Source organism: Candidatus Pelagibacter sp. HIMB1611 (assembly GCF_052047715.1).
GTDB lineage: Bacteria > Pseudomonadota > Alphaproteobacteria > Pelagibacterales > Pelagibacteraceae > Pelagibacter.
Genome location: NZ_JBNAJM010000001.1, coordinates 44,062 through 60,429 on the forward strand (window position 1 = coordinate 44,062; position 16,368 = coordinate 60,429).

Below are 16,368 nucleotides of genomic sequence, written 5' to 3' on the forward strand. Positions count from 1 at the left end.
TATTTAATTTTCAATAATTTATTTTTCTGTGTTTCTAAGCATTTTTAAAATATTATTTAGTTCTTGAGGCAAAATTGAGGTAAAAATCAGTTCTTTCTGAGTTCTAGGATGAACAAAGCCTAAAGTCTTTGCGTGTAGAAATTGTCTGTCTAAATTTGTAATTGAATTTTGAATGTCAAAATCAACGTTTTTTAATTTTTTATATTTTTTTTTATATTTGTCATCACCAACTAAACTATTTCCTTTATGGTTCATGTGCACTCTGATTTGATGAGTTCTACCAGTTTCTAATTTACATTCGACTAAACTTAATGTTGGTATTTTTTTATTTTCGAAAATTTCAATTGTTTTATAGTTTGTTACAGCTTTCTTACCCTTTGAACTGCTCACTTCCATAAGTTGTCTATTTTTTGAACTACGAGTAATAAATGTTTCTATCCTACCAAAAGATGGTCTTAGCTTTCCCCATATTAAAAGTTGGTATTCTCTAATAATTGTGTGCTTACTGAATTGTTTTGATAAATTTTCATGGGTCTCATTATTTTTTGCCACAACAACTAAACCTGAAGTATTTTTATCAATTCTATGAACAATTCCAGGTCTTAATTCATCCCCAATAGTTGATAAAGATTCTTTATTGTAATGCATTAATGCATTTACAATTGTTTTATCATAATTGCCTGCCCCAGGATGCATTATAATTCCTGAAGGTTTATCGATTACTAATAAATCAGAGTCTTCATAAACAATATTTAATTTAAAATCATAAGGCTTTAGAGATGCAATCTCTGGTTCTGGAATCGTAAGATTTACAACATCACCAATCGAAACTTTTTTAGATGGACTTTTAATTATTTCATTATTTAGTTTTAATTTTTCTTTTAAAATTAAATTTTTAACTCTGGTCCTACTAATAATTTCGTCTCTTTTGTTAATTAATACATCAACTCTTAAATTCTTTTCTTCTTCCTCAACTATAAAATTAATGCTTTTTTCCATAAAATATAATATTAATACTATATGCGCTTGTAGCTCAACTGGATAGAGCGCCAGATTTCGGCTCTGGAGGTTCAGGGTTCGACTCCTTGCAGGCGCACCATTTACTCTCCAATATTAATTAATGTCCCTTTTTCTCTAGCTTTATCAAATGAAAAATAAAAAGTTGCTATAGCAACTGAGAAATAAAATGCATTTAGTGAAAGTGCGATACGAATATTTTCATAACTAACAATTCCATTGACCAAGATATTTCTGGTTTCTTCAAATATATAAACTAAAGGCAATGCGTATGCTATTGATTGAAATATTTCAGGTAAAATTTCAACTGGATAATAGATACAACCAAAAGGTGCCAATAAAAACATTGTAGACCATGCAATATTCTCAAAAGACGGCCCAAATCTCAGCAACCCAGCTGAAACAAAAAGCCCCAAAGTAATTCCAAAAATATACAAACTTAAAAAAAGAAAAGCTAATGGTAATCCCAAGTTTAATATAGATATGCCAAATAATGGTGAGGTTAAAAGTATCGCTGGAATTAATCCGATTAAAGCTCTTATTAAAGCGGTGATTACAAGTGCAGTAATTATTTCACTAATTTTCATTGGAGCAATAAATAAATTAGTAAAATTCCTACTCCAAATTTCTTCTAAAAATAACATATTAAAACCAATGCTTGTTCTAAAAAGAAAATCATAAAGAATTGCACAAGACAATATAACTCCAACAGCTCCACTATAGTATGAACTGTGTGCTGCAAAGAAATTCGAAATAAAACCCCAAAGAGTTATTTGGATAGAAGGCCAATATATTAAATCAAGTATTCTCGGGAACGACCTAGTAATTAAATAAAAATGCCTTAAAAATAATCCGTATATTCTTGTAATATTCATTTATCGTTCCTAACAATTTCCAAAAAAACTTCTTCCAAGTTTTTTTGTCCATATTTTTTTATTAAATTTTCTGGAGTACCACTGTCTACAATATTACCATCTTTCATCATCATAACTGAATTACATAATCTCTTTACCTCATCCATGTTATGAGAAGCCAACAAAACAGATATTTTTTTTTCTTCTTTGTATTTTTCTAAAAATGTTCTAATAAAATCTGCTGTTTCGGGGTCTAGAGCAGCAGTTGGCTCATCTAGCAAGAGCACTGTAGGATCATTAATTAATGCTTTCGCAAGACTGACCCTATTTTTTTGTCCTGATGACAGTTCTCCTGTAATTTTATCTAAAAGATCTCCCAATCTTAATTTTTCTGAGAGAAAATTAATTCTCTGATTCAAATTTTGAATATTATATAGTTTCCCATACACAATTAAATTTTGTTTTACTGTTAATTTTTTAGGCAATTCAATGTAGGGAGAAATAAAATTCATTTTGTGAAGAATTGAAATTTTATTATTTTCAATATTTTTACCATTGATTAAGACTTGGCCACTTGTAGGTTTTAATAATCCTAGTATCATTCCTATTGTTGTTGTTTTTCCACAACCATTTGGACCTAACAGTCCTACTATTTCATTTTCATTAATTTTAAAATTTATATTATTAACTGCTTTTTTAGTCTTATATGATTTTGATAGCTTTATGACTTCTATTGAGTTTTTCATTTGAAGTTTGATGCTCTCTTGAGTCTGTCATTTATTGTTTTTCCAATTCCTTCATTTGGTATTTTTTCTACAGCTATTGATTTATATTTATCTTTTTTTATTTTCCTCAAAACACTATACAAGTTTTTGGCAGCTTCATTTAAGTTATTTGTTTTGCTTAAGTAATAAATATCTTTAGATATATTTTCTCTTTTTTTTAAGAGTACAAAAGCTTCATTTTTTTTGTTTTTTTTTGCATTCATTCTTAAAGGTAGTCCTGGAGAATAGTGTAAAGGAAAAAGACCAGGAGAAATTTTATCTTTTGAACTTATATTAATTGTTATTTTTTGATTCAAAGTTTTTTTAATCTTTGAAACATTCAGTCCTCCATATCTTAGTAATCTAGGTTTATTTGTTATATTTAATATTGTAGACTCGACACCAATTTTACAAACACCACCATTCAAAATAAATTTTATTTTGTTGCCAAATTCATCTTTGACGTCTGCTGCTTTTACAGCACTTAATCTTGAAGAAATATTAGCACTTGGTGCTGCAACTGGATATTTTAAATTTTTAAGTAATTTTCTAAATAGAGGATGTTTTGGAAATCGTATAGCAACTGTTTTTTTATTATTAGTTACAAACTTTGATATTTTAGAATTTTTTTTGAGCTTCAATATATATGTTATTGGTCCTGGAGAAAATTTTTTATAAAGTTTAATAAAATTATCATTTATCTCACAGTCTTCTGAAATTTTTTTTAAATTATAGTAATGAACAATTAGTGGATTGTTAGTAGGTCTTTTTTTTAGGTTAAAAATTTTTTTAACAGCGGTGTCCGAGTATGCGTTACCTGCGAGTCCATAAACAGTTTCTGTTGGAACAGCTACACAATGACTTTTATCTAGGTAATTTTTTGCTTTTTTGATGTTTGATTGAATATTTTTCATGTAATAGTAATGATTAATATATGAAAGATAAAAATTTACCACTCGATTATGATAATAGAACGCTCGAAGAGTTAACAGATGAAGCAAATCAAATGATAAAGTCTTTAGAAGAAAAAGATGACCTAGACAATTCTGTAGAAAACTATCAAGAGTTACTAAAATTAAATAATTTAATTGAAAAAAAATTTCAAAAAAATTTGAGATCTATTAGTGAAAATACAAATAAAAAAATTAAGGATATCATTAAGAGAAAGTGAAAAATCAACTTAATAAAATTGCAAAAGATACCAATTTATTCTTGAAAAAATACATTCAGGAACAAGAAAATTCCAAATTAATTTATGCAATGAAGTATGGATTATTTCCTGGAGGAAAAAAAATTAGATCTAAAATATTAATTGATATTGGATCGTTATTCTCAATTAACTATCATACATTAATTGCTATAGGTGCTGCTGTAGAATGTATTCATGCTTATTCTCTTATTCATGATGATTTACCATGCATGGATAATGATAATATGAGAAGAGGTAAACCATCAGCTCATATTAAATTTGGTGAGTCGACAGCTGTCCTTGCTGGAAATTCATTATTAACAATGGCTTTTGAAATTTTAACTAGTTCGAAGATAAAGTTGAGGGACAAAATTAAAGTTAAACTAGTTGATAAACTTTCTATGTGTTCAGGACATTTGGGTATAGCGGGTGGTCAATATTTAGATTTAGATTTTGAAAAAAAGAAAGTTTCAAAAAAACAAATTATAGAAATGGAAATTAAAAAAACAGGAAAACTTTTTAGTTTTTGTTGTGCAGTACCAGCAATCATTAAGGAGAAAAGTCAAAAGGAAATCAAATTTTTTGAGAGTCTTGGTTCTGATATTGGTCTTCTTTTTCAAATAGCAGATGATTTAATAGATTTTAAAGGTAATTCTAAAATTGCTGGGAAGAGAACAAAAAAAGATCAAAAAAAAGGCAAAGCTACGCTTATAAGTTTGCTAGGTTATGATTATTCAATCAAATATTGTGGTAAGATTATTTCAGATATTAATAGAAATTTAAAAATTTATGGTTCAAAATCAAAAAATTTAAACGATACATTAGAATTTATATTGAATAGAAATAAATGAAAAATAATTACAAGTTTTTACATAATATTAACTTTCCATCCGATTTAAGAAAAGTTTCTGAAAATGATTTACAACAAGTAGCTGATGAAGTTAGAGAAGAGATGATCAGTGCAGTATCTAAAACTGGTGGACATTTAGGTGCAGGTCTGGGGGTTGTTGAGCTGACTGTAGCTCTGCACTATGTTTTTGACACACCTAGTGATAGATTAATTTGGGATGTAGGACACCAAGCATACCCACATAAAATTTTAACGGGCAGAAAACAAAAAATTACAACCTTAAGACAAGGCAACGGTTTATCAGGTTTTACTAAAAGATCTGAGAGTGAGTATGACCCATTTGGTGCAGCTCATAGTTCCACATCAATATCATCTGCACTTGGCATGGCTGAAGCAAATAAATTAGAAAATAAATCTTCAAATGTAATAGCTGTTATTGGAGATGGCGCAATTAGTGCTGGTATGGCATATGAAGCTATGAATAACGCTGGTGCATCAAAAACTAAAATGATCGTTATATTAAATGATAATGATATGTCTATAGCAAAACCAGTAGGTGCAATGAGAACATATTTAGCAAAGTTATTTACTGGAAAAATCTATTTTAGCTTAAGAGAAACTTTAAAATTAATCACCTCAGCTTTTTCAAAAAGATTTAGTGCTAAAGCTGGTAAGGCAGAAGATTTTTTTCGTTCTGCTGTCACCGGTGGAACACTATTTAGCTCACTTGGTTTTTATTATGCAGGACCAATAGATGGACATGATCTTTCCACACTTGTCCCTATTTTAAGAAATGCTAGAGACTCAAAGCATGAGGGTCCAATTATGATACATATTAAAACTCAAAAAGGAAAAGGATATTCTTATGCTGAAAAAGCTAGTGATCACTATCATGGAGTATCAAAATTTAATGTTGAAACTGGAGAGCAACAAAAAAGTGGTTCTAATTTACCTGCATATACAAAAGTTTTTGCAAATACACTTGTTAAGCATGCAAAAAAAGATAGTAAGATTGTTGGAATAACTGCAGCAATGCCAGGTGGAACTGGTATGGATATCTTTGGCAAGGAATTTCCAAAAAGAATGTTTGACGTTGGTATAGCCGAACAGCATGCAGTTACTTTTGCTGCAGGTCTTGCAACAGAAGGGTATAAACCCTATGCCGCTATTTATTCTACCTTTCTTCAAAGAGCTTATGATCAAGTAGTGCATGATGTAGCAATACAGAGTCTACCTGTAAGATTTGCAATTGATAGAGCTGGATTAGTTGGCGCAGATGGATCAACGCACGCAGGGTCTTTTGATATTACTTATTTGTCAACTTTACCAAATTTTATCGTGATGGCAGCTAGTGATGAAGCTGAGTTAGTAAAAATGATTAATACTTCGGTTGATATTAATGATAAACCTTGTGCAATAAGATATCCAAGAGGAACAGGTATTGGAGTTGAACTTCCTTCAATAGAGGAAAAAATAGAGATAGGTAAAGGAAAAATTATTCAGCAAGGAACTCAAGTTTGTTTGTTGAGCTTAGGAACTAGACTTGAGGAATGTAAAGTAGCTGCAGAAGAATTGAAAGCAAAGGGTATTTCAACAACAATTATAGATGCCAGATTTGCAAAACCTTTAGATGAAGATTTAATTTTAAAATCTGCAAGAGAACATGAATTAATGATTACGATTGAAGAAGGTTCTATAGGAGGATTTGGTTCCCATGTTAAAAATTTATTAGCTGAAAAAGGGATATTTGATAAAGGGTTAAAATTTAGATCCATGACTCTTCCAGATGAATTCATAGAGCAAGATAATCCAAAAAATATGTATGATATTGCTGGACTTAATAGTCCACAAATTACAAAAAAAGTTTTAGAAGTTTTATTTAATAAGGATTCAATTAGAGTAGTGAAAAACTAACTATTTATCCGCACTGAGCCTGATTCATTAAGTAGTGGTCTAATAAAACGCAATTCATCATAGCTTCTCCAACTGGAACAGCTCTTATTCCTACGCAAGGGTCATGTCTCCCTTTAACTGATATTGTGGTATTTTTTCCGAATTTATTAATAGTTTTTCTTGTAGTTAAAATTGAAGATGTAGGTTTAACTGCAAATGATGCTATTATTTCTTGACCAGAAGAAATTCCGCCTAAGATCCCGCCTGCATTATTAGAGTTAAATTTTAATTTATTATTTTTTAATGATATTTCGTCAGAGTTTTGCTCGCCACTTAGTTGTGCAGAATTCATTCCAGCACCAACATTTACTCCTTTAACTGCATTAATGCTCATAAACGCTGATGCAATATCAGAATCTAATTTAGAATAAATAGGTGCACCAAGACCTGCAGGAATACCTCTTGCTCTAACCTCTATTATAGCACCACATGATGACCCTGATTTTCTTACACCAAGTAAATATTTTTCCCATAATTTAATCATGGACTTATCTGGACAAAAGAATGGATTTTTTGAAATAATTTTATCATTCCACTGTGACGTATCACATCCTAAGATTCCTAATTGAGTTACAGCACCTATAACTTTAAATTTTTTTCCTAATTTTTTTTGAAGTACTAGTTTAGCTATAGCACCAGCCGCAACTCTTGAAGCCGTCTCTCTAGCTGAAGATCTTCCTCCACCTCTGTAATCTCTAATTCCGTATTTTTTGAAATAGGTAAAGTCCGCATGACCTGGTCTGAATTTATCTTTTATATTTCCATAATCTTTAGATCTCATGTCTTTATTATAGATAATTAAAGAAATTGGTGTGCCAGTAGTTTTTCCTTCAAATACACCTGAAAGTATTTGGACTTTATCATCTTCCTTTCTTTGTGTGGTAAATTTTGATTGTCCAGGTTTTCTTTTGTCTAATTCTAATTGAATATCTTTTTCATCTAGATTTATATTTGGAGGACAACCGTCAACTATGCAGCCAATAGCAGGACCATGAGATTCACCCCAAGTTGTGAAACGAAATAGCTTTCCAAAAGTGTTAAATGACATTATTTATATTATATAGATTATTTTGTTTAAATTATGAATGAAAAAAACCAACTTGGTATCGACAGCTGCTTTTTAAATTTAGATGACCCAATTAAGTTATTTGAAATATGGATGGAAAAAGCCAAACAGAGTGAACTCAATGATCCAAATGCAGTCGCGCTAGCAACTTCAAGTAAAAATAATGTTCCATCTGTCAGAATGGTGCTCCTTAAGGATTTTAATAAAGATGGATTTGTTTTCTACACTAATTTAAATAGTCGAAAAGGTAATGAACTAAAGGAAAATCCTAACGCTTCAATGTGTTTTCATTGGAAAAGTCTTTTAAGACAAGTCAGAATTACCGGGACTGTATCATTAGTTTCTGATGATGTTGCAGATGAATATTATTCTTCCAGAGCATATGAAAGTAGAATTGGTGCATGGGCATCAAATCAGAGCCAAGAATTAAAAAATAGAGATGAATTGATAAATTCAATTAAGGTATATAAAAATAAATATTCTGATGAAACAAAAGTTCCTAGACCAAAACACTGGTCTGGGTGGAATTTAAATCCACAAAATATAGAGTTTTGGCTAGATGGAGAAAATAGAATTCATGAAAGATTACTATATACAAAAAGCCAGAATGGATTATGGAATAAAGCTTTATTAAGTCCTTAAAAATTTCTCGCTAAACTGAAAGATGTAAGTTTTTTAAGAATTTCTTTTTCTTTAGTATCCCTGAACACACTTAAAGAATTTGATGCTAAATTAATATAGTGCTGAGCTTTTTGGTAGCACTCATTTATAATCTTATATTTATTAATCAAAGATATAATATTATTAAAATCTTCTTTAGTTCTTTCTTTTTTATTAAATACTTCTTTTAGCTTATTTTTTTCATTGTTTTCTAATTTTTGGTAAAGCAAGATTATTGGTAAAGTCACTTTTCCTTCAAAAAAATCTTTTCCTATTTTTTTTCCAAACAACTTTAATTCAGAATTATAATCTAATGTGTCATCTGCAATTTGAAAAGTTAACCCTAAATTCCTTCCATAAAATTCTAGCGCATCCTTTTCTTTATTTTCTACTTCAGCTAAAATTGCACCTACTTTTGTTGAAGCAGCAAATAGTTCTGCAGTTTTGGCAGAAATAATTTTTAGATATGTTTCTTCAAGCATATCAACTTCATTATTATGTTGTAGTTGTAATACTTCTCCCTGGGCAATTTTAGATGAAGTTGATGATAATAATTTTAATACCTCTAAGTTTCCATCTTCAACCATCATCTCAAAACATCTACTTAAGAGATAATCTCCAATCAAAATCGAGGAATGATTGCTCCAAATTTTATTTAAAGTTTCTTTACCTCTTCTAATCTCACCTTCATCGATAACATCATCATGCATCAAAGTTGCACTGTGAATAAGTTCTACACAAGCTGCTAAATTTACGTCTCTTGAACCTTTTGAGTAACCACATAACTTAGCGCTTCCTAATGTTAATAAAGCCCTTAGTCTTTTGCCACCAGTCTCTATATGATAATTAGTCATTTTTTGAACTAATTGAACATCACTAGTTAATTTGGATTTTATTCTTTCTTCAGTCAAAGCTAGTTTTTCTTCAACAGAATCCTTCAATTGGAAATATGAATTATTTATCTGGTTTTTAAGCTGTACTACAGTTCCCATATTAATTTTAAATTAATATAAATAAGCTATATTTATTACTTATCATTTGACGCACCTATTTCTTCAATTATAAGTAGTCTTTATAATCAACTAAATATTCTGTAAGAGATAAATATGTTCTCCTTTTTAAAAAAGAAAAAAATTGTTTCACATATTAAATTAAATGGCGTCATTGGTAATGCTGGTAAATTTAAGCAAGGTATTGATTTTGCAGGACAGGAAGAAATTATTAAAAAAGCTTTTTCTCTAAAAAAAGCTACTGCAGTAGCAATATCAATCAATTCTCCAGGAGGTTCACCTGTACAGTCACATTTAATTTATAGTTTTATTCGTCAGCAAGCTAAAAAAAGTAATAAGAAAGTTATTTTTTTTGCAGAAGATGTTGCTGCATCTGGGGGATATCTTATTTCATGTGCTGGAGATGAAATTTATGCAAATTCAAGTTCAATTATTGGGTCTATAGGGGTTATATATTCATCATTTGGTTTTACTGAACTAATTAAGAAAATAGGTGTTGAGAGAAGGGTTCATACAGCTGGAAAGAACAAGAGCACACTAGATCCTTTTATGGAAGAAAAGGAAGAAGATATTCAAAGACTTAAAAATATTCAATTAGATTTACACCAAGATTTCATAAATGTTGTTGAAAAAAGTCGTGGAGCAAAATTAAATAAAACTGAAGTAGAATTATTTTCCGGTGAATTTTGGTCAGGTTCAAGAGCTAAGAAATTAGGATTAATAGATGGCATAGGAGATGCACATGAAATCTTAAAAGAAAAGTATGGTGAAGATGTTGTAATTAAAAAATTTGAAAAAACAAAAGGGTGGTTAAGTCAAAAACTTTCATCTTCAAATCATATTGACCAATTTGCAAATATTTTAGATGAAAGATCAATCTGGCAAAGATATGGTTTCTAAATCAAAAGAGAAAATTCTTACATTTCAAGATACAATTTTAAATCTTCAAAAGTTTTGGAGTAAAAAAGGATGTGTAGTTCTCCAACCTTATGACATGGAAGTAGGAGCAGGCACATTTCATCCAGCAACGACATTGAGGTCATTAGGGGCTAAACCTTGGAAGACAGCATATGTGCAGCCATCAAGAAGACCCACAGATGGAAGATATGGAGATAATCCAAATAGACTTCAACATTATTATCAATTTCAAGTTCTTATAAAACCTTCGCCTGAAAATATTAAAAAACTTTACCTCAATAGTTTATCGTCTATAGGAATTGATCATTCAGATCATGACATTAGATTTGTAGAAGACGACTGGGAAAGTCCAACATTGGGCGCTGCTGGTCTTGGTTGGGAGGTATGGTGTGATGGCATGGAAATTACTCAATTTACTTATTTTCAACAGATGGCAGGATTTGAGTGCAAACCTGTTTCTGTAGAAATTACATATGGATTAGAAAGAATATGTATGTTTATTCAGCAGAAAAAAAATGTCTACGATCTGTTATGGAATGATGATGGTGTAAAATATAAAGAAGTATTTCATCAAGCTGAGAGAGAATTTTCAGCATATAATTTTGAACATGCAAATGTAGAGTCACTTTTTAAAATGTTTGATATGCACGAGTTGGAAGCAAAGTCATTAGTTGAAAAAAAAATTTCATTACCTGCTTATGATCAATGTTTAAAAGCAAGTCATGTATTCAATATATTAGATGCACGCGGAGCAATTAGCGTTGCTCAAAGAGCAGGATATATTGCAAGAATAAGAGATATTACAAAATCAGCGGCTAGTATTTGGTTAGATAGTCAAAAATAATGTCTGAATTTTTCTTAGAATTGTTTAGTGAAGAAATACCTTCAAATTTACAAAAAAATTTAAGAGAAAATTTACTAAAAAGTTTTAATGAATTTTTTTTAGAAAAATCAATTAAATTTAAAAAAAGTTCGTCCTACTCAACACCCAATAGATTATCAATTTTGTTTGAGGGAGTTGAAAAGAAGATAGTTTTAAAATCTGAGGAAATAAAAGGTCCGAGTACAAAGTCTCCAGATGCTGCGTTGGAGGGGTTTGCGAGATCTAATGGTGTTTCAAAAAAAGAATTGTTTATAAAAAAAACAGATAAAGGTGAGTTCTATTTTTATAAAACTAGATCAAAAAAATTAGATACTCATACATTATTAGAAGGAGCCATACCTCAAATACTGAATAAAATTCAATGGAAAAAGTCAATGAGATGGTCAAATTATGAACTATTATGGGGTAGGCCATTAAAATCTATCTTATCCATCTTTGATAAAAAAAAGTTAAATTTTAAATTTCATCATTTCATTTCATCTAATTTAACATTTGTAGATAAAGAATTTGAAGAAAAGAAAAAACTATTTTTAGACTTTAAATCTTATAAAAATTTTTTTAAAAAAATGGATATACTTATCGATCACACTGAGAGAAAAGATTTAATAGAAAAAAAATTTGATATTATTTTAAAAAAAAGAAATATAAATATTAATAGCAATCCCAAGCTTCTTCAGGAAGTAGTCGATTTAACTGACCAACCAAACATAATTATTTGTGAATTTGATAAAAAATTTTTAAATATACCTAAAGAGATTTTAATACTAACCATGCAACACCACCAAAAGTATTTTCCTACTTTTGATAAAAAAGGAAACATTACAAATCAATTTTTGGTAGTAGCAAACAATAAAGATAAAAAAGGATTAATTAAATTAGGAAATGAAAGAGTAGTTGAAGCAAGATTAAGTGATGCAGAATTTTTCTGGCAGAAAGATAAAACTCAAAACATGGTCAAAAAAATTTCTGATTTAAAATTAATGAATTATTTCAAAGGTCTTGGAAATTATTTTGATAAAGCTCAAAGAATGCGAAAGCTTGGTGCTATTATTTCTGATGAGTTATTAATTAGCAAAGAAAAAGTAGAATTATCAGCATCGATTAGCAAAGTAGACTTATTATCCGAAATGGTTGGTGAATTTCCAGAACTTCAGGGGATTATGGGAGGTTATTTTGCAAATGTACAAGGTTTTGAAAAAGAAATATCACTTGCTGTTAGTGAGCAATATTTACCCGTTGGATCTGGAACAAAAATTCCAAAAAAACCTTATAGCATTGCTTTATCCTTAGCTGACAAGATTGATACTTTAGTTGGATTTTTTGGTGTAAACCAAAAACCAACAAGTTCCAAGGATCCTTTTGCCTTAAGAAGATTAGCATTAGGGATTGTTAGAATTATAATTGAAAATAAAAAAGATTTTAAAATTAGAGATTTAATAAATTATTCTTCAAGTTTGTATCAGGATCAAGGATTTGAATTTGAGAATAAATCTTTACAAAAAGAATTACTAGATTTTCTATTAGATAGATTAAAATATTATATGAAGGAGGAAAATATCCGAAACGATATAATAAAAGCTTCAATAAGTTCTTCTAACTTAGATCAATCTGTAATTATTTTTAACAAAGCAAAAAATTTAAATAAAATAATTAATAAACAAAACGGAATAGATATTATTTCAAGCTATAAAAGAGCATCAAATATTCTAGAAAGTGAATTAAAAAAAGATAAAATTGAGTTATCTAATACAACTGACCCTGGTATTTTTAAAACTGAACTTGAAAAAAATCTATTTAAAAAAATTAATGAATTGAGGAAATATTTTTCAAGTATTAATAATGATGAAAATTTTGTTCAAACATTGGACAATTTAGCAAGTATTAAAAGAGAGGTATTTGATTTTTTTGATAGTGTAATTGTAAATGAGGATGATCTGGTAATTAAGAAAAATAGGCTAGAACTAATTCAAATGATGTGTAAAACATTCGACAATTATGTTAACTTTTCTTTAATCGAGTCTAGCTAATGACGAAACTCATATTAAATTTTAATTCGAAACAATCTAAAAGTATTAAAAATCCAAAAAATTTTTTAGGTGGAAAAGGTGCTAACCTTTCTGAAATGGGCAGAATGGGTTTGCCAGTTCCTCCTGGTTTTACAATATCTACAAAAGTTTGTGAGATTTTTTATAAAGATAAGAAAAAATTAAATAAAAATTTAATTTCTCAAATTAAAAAAGAATTAAAAAATATAGAAAAAGATGTTTCTAAAAAATTTGGAGATTTAAAAAATCCTTTGTTATTATCGGTTAGATCGGGTGCCAGAGTATCTATGCCAGGAATGATGGATACAATTCTCAATTTAGGCTTAAATGATAAAACAGTAAAGGCGTTAGCCTTGAAAACTTCAAATGGACGATTTGCCAAAGATAGTTACAGACGATTTATTCAAATGTATGGAAACGTTGTGATGGGTGTAGAGGGTTATCATTTTGAGGAGTTAATCGAAAATTATAAATTAACAAAAGGTGTTTTGTTAGACACGGACTTAGACGAAAATGATTGGGATGGTTTAATTGAAGATTTTAAAAGAACAGTAAAAGAAAAAACAAAAAAAGAATTTCCTCAAGATGTATTTCAACAGCTATTTGGAGCAATTAGCGCTGTATTTTTATCATGGGAAAGTAATAGAGCAAAAGTCTATAGAAAATTAAATCAAATACCAGCAGAATGGGGAACAGCAGTCAACGTTCAATCAATGGTTTTTGGTAATATGGGTGATGATTGTGCTACTGGAGTTGTATTTACAAGAAATCCATCAGATGGATCAAATGAAATATATGGTGAGTACTTGATTAATGCACAAGGTGAGGACGTTGTTGCTGGTACAAGAACACCTCAATATATAACAAAGAAGGCAAGAAAAAATGCTAAAGTTGAAGAACCTTCAATGGAGGAGTCTTTGCCAAAAGTTTTTAATGAATTAAAAAAAATTTTAAAAAAATTAGAAAAACATTACAAAGATATGCAAGATGTAGAATTTACGGTTGAGAATAATAAACTGTGGATGCTTCAAACTAGATCGGGAAAAAGAACTGCAAAATCTGCGGTAAAGATTGCAGTTGATATGGTTAAGGAAAAATTAATATCAAAAAAAGAAGCAGTATTAAGAATTGATCCAAATTCTTTAGATACACTTTTGCATCCTACACTTGATGAAAAAAGTACAATCAATGTAATAGCAAATGGTTTACCTGCTTCACCAGGAGCAGCAAGTGGGAAAGTGGTGTTTACTTCAGAGGAAGCTGAAAGATTAACTTCGATGATGCAAGACACTATCTTAGTAAGAGTAGAAACGTCACCTGAAGATATACAAGGAATGCACGCTGCAAAAGGAATTTTGACGGCCAGAGGAGGAATGACGAGTCATGCTGCAGTAGTTGCAAGGGGCATGGGAAGGCCATGCGTATCTGGCTCAAGTGAAATTGACATAAATTATGAGATGAAGACATTTAAAACATCTTCAATGGAAATTAGAGAAGGGGACGTAATTACTATAGATGGATCAACCGGTAGAATAATATCAGGAAGTGTTGCAACAGTTAAACCAGAGATATCTGGAGATTTTTCCAAGATAATGACTTGGGCAGATAGTTTTAGAAAATTAAAAATTAGAACAAATTCTGAAACACCTAAGGATACCAAAATAGCAAAAGATTTTGGAGCTGAAGGAATTGGTCTTTGCAGAACAGAACACATGTTTTTTGATGAAGAAAGAATTTTATCAGTAAGGGAAATGATTTTATCGAAAACTAAAGAAGATAGATCAATTGCATTAAAAAAACTTTTACCTCATCAAAAAAAGGATTTTGTAGAAATATTTAAAATTATGAGTGGATTACCAGTAACGGTAAGATTGTTGGATCCACCCCTCCATGAGTTTTTGCCTCGAACAGATAAAGAAATTAATGAAGTCGCAAATATTGTAAATCTTCCTGTAAAAGAAGTAGAATCTAGAATTGATGAATTGCATGAACAAAATCCTATGTTGGGTCATAGGGGATGTAGACTTGGAATATCTTTCCCCGAAATATATGAAATGCAATGTAGAGCAATATTTGAAGCTTTAGCTGAGCTCAAAAAAGAAAAAATTAAATCTGCTTTTCCAGAAATTATGATTCCATTAGTGTCTACTGAAGCAGAAATAAAAATTATGAAAGATCTAGTAATTAGAATTGCAACTGAAGTTCAAAAAGAACATAAATTAAAAATTGAGTTTATGGTAGGTACGATGATTGAACTTCCTAGAGCTGCTATAAAAGCTAAAGATATTGCTAAACATGCTGAATTTTTTAGCTTTGGAACTAATGATTTAACTCAAACTACATTTGGAATAAGCAGAGATGATAGTGGAAAATTTTTAAATGATTATTTAGATAATAAAATTTTTTCAATTGATCCATTTATTTCGATAGATGATGGTGTTGGAGATTTAATAAAAATAGCTGTAGAAAAGGGAAAAAGTCAAAATAAAAATATAAAACTTGGAATTTGTGGCGAACATGGCGGTGACCCTAATAGTATTTTATTTTGCTCAAAAGCAGGGCTAAATTACGTTTCTTGTTCTCCATACAGAGTTCCTGTAGCAAGATTGGCTGCTGCACAAGCCGAATTAAAAAATAAATAGAGAGAAATTTATGAAAGGATATAGATTTATTACAGATGACGACACATCAAAGTTTTGCCACCGTGTAACAGAAGCTTTATCAAATGGTTGGACTTTATATGGAGAGCCAAAAATGACATTTGATAAAAAGAGAGGTGTTATGCGTTGCGGACAAGCAGTCATAAAAAATTCACCTAAAAAAAAATACTCAAAAAAAATTAATTTATCATTAATTTAAAGCAGGGGGCGTTCTGTTGCCAGGTGCCCCGGACCCCGTGCTTAATTAACTAAGTTAATTATGCAGCAAGTGCGTAACTTTCGTTAGCAATTATAAATTAGCCCGTTACGGTGGAACAATCCCGAACGAAAGAATAGCCTTTAGTCACCCGTCGATTCTAGTTCACCCCCGTAAGTTGTAATGGTGGAGGTGGTGGGTACTGCCCCCACGTCCGCAATGGTTATTACGAAATTCGTTTATCGTCGTAGTTGGAAATCCAACATTAATAATATAAAAGTAATTACAACAGATTCAATAACA

General features: G+C 30.1%; 15 protein-coding genes, 1 tRNA gene and 1 other RNA gene. 10 read left to right on the forward strand and 7 right to left on the reverse strand.

Annotated elements, in window-relative coordinates; genetic code table 11:
* Positions 1–18: 18 nt before the first annotated feature.
* Positions 19–999, reverse strand: a complete 981-nt coding sequence (locus ACTTAS_RS00270) for an RluA family pseudouridine synthase (protein WP_440677911.1) — start codon at positions 997–999, stop codon at positions 19–21.
* Between the two features lie 23 nt (positions 1,000–1,022).
* Here ACTTAS_RS00270 and ACTTAS_RS00275 point away from each other — a divergent pair.
* A tRNA-Arg gene (locus ACTTAS_RS00275) sits at positions 1,023–1,099 on the forward strand.
* Position 1,100: 1 nt separating this feature from the next.
* On the opposite strand, the gene ACTTAS_RS00280 is transcribed toward ACTTAS_RS00275, so the two are convergent.
* From ACTTAS_RS00280 to ACTTAS_RS00290, 3 genes are read right to left on the reverse strand one after another with little or no spacing between them, the layout of a single operon-like run.
* Entirely contained in the window at positions 1,101–1,892 is a 792-nt protein-coding gene (locus tag ACTTAS_RS00280; RefSeq protein WP_440677912.1) for an ABC transporter permease, read from the reverse strand.
* Positions 1,889–2,617, reverse strand: a complete 729-nt coding sequence (locus tag ACTTAS_RS00285) for an ABC transporter ATP-binding protein (RefSeq protein WP_440677913.1) — start codon at positions 2,615–2,617, stop codon at positions 1,889–1,891. Before ACTTAS_RS00285 ends, ACTTAS_RS00280 begins: the two co-directional genes overlap by 4 nt.
* Entirely contained in the window at positions 2,614–3,549 is a 936-nt protein-coding gene (locus tag ACTTAS_RS00290; RefSeq protein ID WP_440677914.1) for an L-threonylcarbamoyladenylate synthase, read from the reverse strand. Before ACTTAS_RS00290 ends, ACTTAS_RS00285 begins: the two co-directional genes overlap by 4 nt.
* 20 nt (positions 3,550–3,569) lie before the next feature.
* On the opposite strand from ACTTAS_RS00290, the gene ACTTAS_RS00295 reads away from it, so the two are divergent.
* Genes ACTTAS_RS00295 through dxs form a run of 3 tightly spaced genes read left to right on the forward strand, consistent with a single transcriptional unit; the run spans position 3,570 to position 6,588 of the window.
* A complete protein-coding gene (locus tag ACTTAS_RS00295) occupies positions 3,570–3,806 on the forward strand; it encodes an exonuclease VII small subunit (RefSeq protein ID WP_440677915.1) in 237 nt (78 codons plus the stop codon).
* Positions 3,803–4,675: a polyprenyl synthetase family protein gene (locus tag ACTTAS_RS00300; protein ID WP_440677916.1), complete on the forward strand. Its 873-nt coding sequence runs from the start codon at positions 3,803–3,805 to the stop codon at positions 4,673–4,675. Before ACTTAS_RS00295 ends, ACTTAS_RS00300 begins: the two co-directional genes overlap by 4 nt.
* A complete protein-coding gene (gene dxs / locus ACTTAS_RS00305; protein ID WP_440677917.1) occupies positions 4,672–6,588 on the forward strand; it encodes a 1-deoxy-D-xylulose-5-phosphate synthase in 1,917 nt (638 codons plus the stop codon). The genes ACTTAS_RS00300 and dxs overlap by 4 nt, the downstream gene beginning before the upstream one ends.
* Positions 6,589–6,592: 4 nt before the next feature.
* Here the strand turns inward: dxs and aroC are convergent, their stop codons facing one another.
* Positions 6,593–7,675: a chorismate synthase gene (gene aroC / locus ACTTAS_RS00310; RefSeq protein ID WP_440677918.1), complete on the reverse strand. Its 1,083-nt coding sequence runs from the start codon at positions 7,673–7,675 to the stop codon at positions 6,593–6,595.
* Between the two features lie 33 nt (positions 7,676–7,708).
* Between aroC and pdxH the strand changes: the two genes are divergently transcribed.
* A complete protein-coding gene (gene pdxH / locus ACTTAS_RS00315) occupies positions 7,709–8,335 on the forward strand; it encodes a pyridoxamine 5'-phosphate oxidase (protein ID WP_440677919.1) in 627 nt (208 codons plus the stop codon).
* Here pdxH and ACTTAS_RS00320 read toward each other — a convergent pair.
* Positions 8,332–9,345: a polyprenyl synthetase family protein gene (locus ACTTAS_RS00320; RefSeq protein ID WP_440677920.1), complete on the reverse strand. Its 1,014-nt coding sequence runs from the start codon at positions 9,343–9,345 to the stop codon at positions 8,332–8,334. The genes pdxH and ACTTAS_RS00320 overlap by 4 nt on opposite strands.
* 114 nt (positions 9,346–9,459) lie before the next feature.
* Here ACTTAS_RS00320 and ACTTAS_RS00325 point away from each other — a divergent pair, with 114 nt between their 5' ends.
* Genes ACTTAS_RS00325 through ACTTAS_RS00345 form a run of 5 tightly spaced genes read left to right on the forward strand, consistent with a single transcriptional unit; the run spans position 9,460 to position 16,068 of the window.
* On the forward strand, positions 9,460–10,263 hold the full coding sequence (locus ACTTAS_RS00325) for a S49 family peptidase (RefSeq protein WP_440618082.1): 804 nt from the start codon (positions 9,460–9,462) through the stop codon (positions 10,261–10,263).
* The gene (locus ACTTAS_RS00330; protein ID WP_440677921.1) at positions 10,229–11,125 is read left to right on the forward strand and encodes a glycine--tRNA ligase subunit alpha; all 897 of its coding nucleotides are present in this window, start codon (positions 10,229–10,231) and stop codon (positions 11,123–11,125) included. The genes ACTTAS_RS00325 and ACTTAS_RS00330 overlap by 35 nt, the downstream gene beginning before the upstream one ends.
* Positions 11,125–13,191: a glycine--tRNA ligase subunit beta gene (gene glyS / locus ACTTAS_RS00335; protein WP_440677922.1), complete on the forward strand. Its 2,067-nt coding sequence runs from the start codon at positions 11,125–11,127 to the stop codon at positions 13,189–13,191. The genes ACTTAS_RS00330 and glyS overlap by 1 nt, the downstream gene beginning before the upstream one ends.
* Complete coding sequence (gene ppdK, locus ACTTAS_RS00340) at positions 13,191–15,851, forward strand: pyruvate, phosphate dikinase (protein ID WP_440677923.1); 2,661 nt, start codon at positions 13,191–13,193, stop codon at positions 15,849–15,851. The genes glyS and ppdK overlap by 1 nt, the downstream gene beginning before the upstream one ends.
* Positions 15,852–15,861: 10 nt before the next feature.
* Positions 15,862–16,068, forward strand: coding sequence for a DUF1737 domain-containing protein (locus ACTTAS_RS00345; RefSeq protein WP_440677924.1), 207 nt, complete (start codon positions 15,862–15,864; stop codon positions 16,066–16,068).
* Here the strand turns inward: ACTTAS_RS00345 and ssrA are convergent.
* Positions 16,069–16,367, reverse strand: a transfer-messenger RNA (tmRNA) gene (gene ssrA / locus ACTTAS_RS00350).
* Between the last annotated feature and the right edge of the window lies 1 nt (position 16,368).

What these genes read in the sequence shown, in the direction of transcription:
- ACTTAS_RS00270 (WP_440677911.1), bottom strand. Translation starts at nt 999, where the DNA reads ATGGAAAAAAGCATTAATTTTATAGTTGAGGAAGAAGAAAAGAATTTA.
- ACTTAS_RS00280 (WP_440677912.1), bottom strand. Translation starts at nt 1,892, where the DNA reads ATGAATATTACAAGAATATACGGATTATTTTTAAGGCATTTTTATTTA.
- ACTTAS_RS00285 (WP_440677913.1), bottom strand. Translation starts at nt 2,617, where the DNA reads ATGAAAAACTCAATAGAAGTCATAAAGCTATCAAAATCATATAAGACT.
- ACTTAS_RS00290 (WP_440677914.1), bottom strand. Translation starts at nt 3,549, where the DNA reads ATGAAAAATATTCAATCAAACATCAAAAAAGCAAAAAATTACCTAGAT.
- ACTTAS_RS00295 (WP_440677915.1), top strand. Translation starts at nt 3,570, where the DNA reads ATGAAAGATAAAAATTTACCACTCGATTATGATAATAGAACGCTCGAA.
- dxs (WP_440677917.1), top strand. Translation starts at nt 4,672, where the DNA reads ATGAAAAATAATTACAAGTTTTTACATAATATTAACTTTCCATCCGAT.
- aroC (WP_440677918.1), bottom strand. Translation starts at nt 7,675, where the DNA reads ATGTCATTTAACACTTTTGGAAAGCTATTTCGTTTCACAACTTGGGGT.
- pdxH (WP_440677919.1), top strand. Translation starts at nt 7,709, where the DNA reads ATGAATGAAAAAAACCAACTTGGTATCGACAGCTGCTTTTTAAATTTA.
- ACTTAS_RS00320 (WP_440677920.1), bottom strand. Translation starts at nt 9,345, where the DNA reads ATGGGAACTGTAGTACAGCTTAAAAACCAGATAAATAATTCATATTTC.
- ACTTAS_RS00325 (WP_440618082.1), top strand. Translation starts at nt 9,460, where the DNA reads ATGTTCTCCTTTTTAAAAAAGAAAAAAATTGTTTCACATATTAAATTA.
- ACTTAS_RS00330 (WP_440677921.1), top strand. Translation starts at nt 10,229, where the DNA reads ATGAAAGATCAATCTGGCAAAGATATGGTTTCTAAATCAAAAGAGAAA.
- glyS (WP_440677922.1), top strand. Translation starts at nt 11,125, where the DNA reads ATGTCTGAATTTTTCTTAGAATTGTTTAGTGAAGAAATACCTTCAAAT.
- ppdK (WP_440677923.1), top strand. Translation starts at nt 13,191, where the DNA reads ATGACGAAACTCATATTAAATTTTAATTCGAAACAATCTAAAAGTATT.
- ACTTAS_RS00345 (WP_440677924.1), top strand. Translation starts at nt 15,862, where the DNA reads ATGAAAGGATATAGATTTATTACAGATGACGACACATCAAAGTTTTGC.